Source organism: Vibrio sp. 10N.222.48.A3 (assembly GCF_041475345.1).
GTDB classification, from domain to species: Bacteria; Pseudomonadota; Gammaproteobacteria; order Enterobacterales; family Vibrionaceae; genus Vibrio; species Vibrio tasmaniensis_A.
This window is the reverse complement of sequence record NZ_JBFRVX010000587.1, coordinates 1-2,138: the sequence shown is the minus strand read 5'-3', so window position 1 is coordinate 2,138 and position 2,138 is coordinate 1. Positions and strand designations below refer to the sequence as shown.

The window sequence follows — 2,138 nt, the reverse complement described above, 5'->3', positions numbered from 1 at the left end:
GAGAAAATAATAATGAAAACAGAGGCGATGAGGAGTTCATAACGAACGTTTTCTAGAATGAAGTCTTCATTTAATCCGAGAGCCCCAGCAAAGGTGGCTGCAATAGCGCCCACCATAACCACTTTACCAATGGTCGCCGCCATCGCTGGGATGGTGTCTTCTATCTCAAATCGATAATCTTTAAACGGCAAATTTGGACGCCAGCGCTTAGGCGACATGATTTGCAATTCGTGTTCTAGATATTGTTCGCGGGAATCAAATTCCGATCTTGGTTTATGTTGTTGTTCATAGGTGAGTTCATCCTCATGGACTTGAGGCTTCTCTGTTTGTATATGTGCGGACTCTAAAGTAGTGCTCATTTTGATTCCTTTCGTTCACACTCTGAGGTGTGTTATTCCAACAAACGTTGTTGACTCACGGCATGAAGTGAAAACAATGCGTCAACTTATCATTAAAAATTCATTAACATTTAGTTGTTAGTACCTTATACCAAACCAAAAAAAACAAATAGACTCAGTCGGTTAGACATTAGTCGTAGAGTCGGACGACTAGTATTAGACCCTGTAGATAGCATGTGTCTGTTTATTGGTAGGCGATGAATTTATGGGTAATAAACGACTATCTAACAAGAAATGCTTGGCGTTAAAGCATCAGATAACATCCATCGATGAGTGCTTTCTGGGGTAACGTTTTTGGTTAAAAACTATTGATAATAATTCTCATTACGTTACCTTGTGGGCTCAAACACACTCATTGTTGCGGAGATCAACATGGAACACTCGGATATTACTCAACTGCTTATTCCAAAGAGCGATTGGGCATCGCCTGATCTCTTTCTCTATGAAGGGGAAGACAAACTTCATCTGAGCTTAGAAGGCGCAATTCAATACAGTGGATTGAACAGCATTGGTGGCGTGGTTCTGGGCTTTAGGATGATCCAACATGCGGTGCAACTCGCGGCGGGTGAGCAGTCTTTGCAACGTGATGGCATCAGTGTTTATACCGCGTTCCCTGGACGTGGTGCTCAAGATGCTTTTGAGTACACATGCCGCGCACTGCGTGATAGGCGCTATTGCTGTGATACCACATTGCATCACCCAGCAGCGCAAACCGGACAACGTGGTCAGTTCTTGTTTACGCTTCGCTTGAATGAACAGTCTATGGTGATGACGCCAGCAGACGGGCTTCCAAGAAAAAGCTATTTTGAGGCCGACAGACACGCACAAGAAGGTCGAGAGGCAGCATTGAGATGGCGCGATGAGAAGATCAACTTCGCCAATACGCTCTTGAGCTTGTCGCCAGAAGAGTGCTTACGCGTGTTGTAATTCTTTGTTCTCACTTACAGAGTGAGCTCAAAAACACAATGAACAACAAGAGGTCGCTCGCTTTCAAGTGGGCGACTTTTTTGTATCAAGCGCTAACGGAAAGCAGATTCCTAGTCGCGCTTAGGCTTGCTGGAATGACTCACTTTTAGTTTAGTGCGGTAGTCTAAAGTCTATGAGTTTCAGCAATCAACTTAAGCTGCCCGATCTCAATCCGCGACACATTTAGGCACGCAGGTGGTGCAGTTTTCAAAGCATTACACAGCTTACACTGACACGAAGTGATATAATTTTTGCCCAAAGCTTTGAAGAGCTAATGAATTAAAGGATGAGTACGATGGAAAAAACGATCTCGTTGGTACTTGGCAGTGGTGGCGCAAGAGGCTTGGTTCACGTTGGAATCATCCGTTGGTTAATTGAGCATGGCTACCAGATAAAATCCATCTCTGGTTGTTCAATTGGCGCACTTATCGGTGGTGTCTATGCGGCGGGTAAGTTGGATGAATTTGAAGAGTGGGTCACCAGTATCGACCAATCGGATATGGCGATGATGTTGGATTTTTCATGGCAGTCGAGTGGTATCTTCAAAGGGGACAAGATCATCGACACACTGCGTGGATTGATCGGTGAGATTTCAATTGAAGAACTGCCTATCCCTTATACCGCAGTTGCCGCTAACGTCGCCGATGAAAAAGAGGTTTGGCTGCAATCAGGCTCTCTGTTTGATGCCATTCGCGCTTCTATCTCTTTGCCATTGTTCTTCACGCCTCATGTGATTAATGGCGAAGCGCTGATTGATGGCGGGGTACTCAACCC

At 44.9% G+C, this 2,138-nt stretch carries 3 protein-coding genes; 2 read left to right on the top strand and 1 reads right to left on the bottom strand.

The window, feature by feature from the left end; translation table 11 throughout:
* Nucleotides 1-359 (bottom strand): DUF3360 family protein (locus AB4653_RS16660; RefSeq protein WP_372071420.1); only part of this gene is annotated, 359 nt, incomplete at its 3' end.
* Between the two features lie 411 nt (nt 360-770).
* Here AB4653_RS16660 and AB4653_RS16655 point away from each other — a divergent pair.
* Together AB4653_RS16655 and AB4653_RS16650 are read left to right on the top strand one after the other, a co-directional pair.
* The gene (locus tag AB4653_RS16655; protein WP_009846993.1) at nt 771-1,325 is read left to right on the top strand and encodes a hypothetical protein; all 555 of its coding nucleotides are present in this window, start codon (nt 771-773) and stop codon (nt 1,323-1,325) included.
* Nucleotides 1,326-1,659: 334 nt separating this feature from the next.
* The coding region (locus AB4653_RS16650) for a patatin-like phospholipase family protein (RefSeq protein ID WP_372104767.1) at nt 1,660-2,138 on the top strand (479 nt) is incomplete at its 3' end.